Genomic DNA, 1,199 nt, shown 5'->3' on the forward strand with positions numbered 1-1,199 from the left:
GCGCGCTGAGATGCCGCTGCGCCGCCACACGCTCGTCACGTTGACGGCGGCGGGGTGGGGCGCGGCATTCGCGCGCGATCCCGCGCTCGCCGCCGATCCGCTCGTGCAGGCGTGGGCCGCGCGCGGCCGGCCGCTGATCGTGCGCCGCGCGTCGCCCGACGAGGCCGATGCCGGCCGCGTGCCGCTCGGCCTGCCGCTGCCGCCGTCCGCGGGCAAGCGGCGCATCGCGCTGAACGCAGCGGCCGATGCGCTCGCGACGGTCAGCCCGCTGCCCACGTTGTCCGACGTGCTCGCGGCCGCGCCCGACGCGTGGCGCGCACCGTTGCGCGAGCTCGATGCGCTCGGCGCGCGGTGCGGCGTGCAGGGCCGCGTGTTCGGCAGCCTCGCATGGCAGGCGCTGACGGGCGAGCCGTACCTGGGCGAGTCGTCCGACCTCGACATCGTGTTCCCGCTACCGGAAGCGGCATCGGTCGCGACGCTGCTCGACGGCCTTGCGGCGATCGACGGGCGCGCGCCCATGCGCATCGACGGCGAACTGCTGCGCAACGACGGCGCGGGCGTGAACTGGCGCGAACTGCATGCGCGGCAGCCTGAAGTCGCGGTCAAGACGGCGATCGCCGTCGAACTGATGCCGGCCGACGCCTTCACCGGGGGCGCGCGATGAGTGCATGGGCCGCCTGCCGCATACCGGCGCCGTCCGAAGCCGAGCGCATCGCCGAACTGGCCGAGCGCAGCCTCGTGCTCGAGATCGAGACCTATCCGAAGCCGGGGCTCGTCAGTCACGTCGACACCGGCAGTCACACCGACATGGATGCCGCGACCTTCGCACGCAGCGCCGCCGTGCTGCGGCCTTACTTCGCGGAACTGGCCGACGCAGGCGCGCGCGATGCGGACATGGCCGTGCTGCGCAAGATCGGCCTGCGCGGCGAGCACGCGATGCTCGCCGCGACCGGCGGCGTCAACACGCATCGCGGCGCGATCTTCGGGCTCGGGCTGCTGTGTGCGGCGGCGGGCCGGCGTGCGACGCCGGGCGCCGTGCCGGGCGGGACGACGCTCGGCGCGTTCGTCTCCCGCCGCTGGGGCGCCGACATCCTCGGCGGCCCGCGCCTGCCCGACACGCCGCCCTGCTTGCGCACGCCCGCGAGCGCCCCCTGGTCGACCACGTCGACGCGCGCGCCGATCTCGTCGAGCGCCGCACG

2 protein-coding genes are annotated in these 1,199 nt (G+C 75.5%); both read left to right on the plus strand.

The window, feature by feature from the left end:
• The coding region (gene mdcG, locus L810_RS43815; protein ID WP_042978566.1) for a malonate decarboxylase holo-[acyl-carrier-protein] synthase at nucleotides 1-664 on the plus strand (664 nt) is incomplete at its 5' end.
• A partial coding sequence (locus L810_RS43820) for a triphosphoribosyl-dephospho-CoA synthase (RefSeq protein ID WP_257009055.1) occupies nucleotides 661-1,199 on the plus strand: 539 nt, incomplete at its 3' end. The genes mdcG and L810_RS43820, both read left to right, overlap by 4 nt.

Origin of the sequence: Burkholderia sp. AU4i (genome assembly GCF_000466765.1) — a bacterium.
Taxonomy (GTDB): Bacteria; Pseudomonadota; Gammaproteobacteria; order Burkholderiales; family Burkholderiaceae; genus Burkholderia; species Burkholderia cepacia.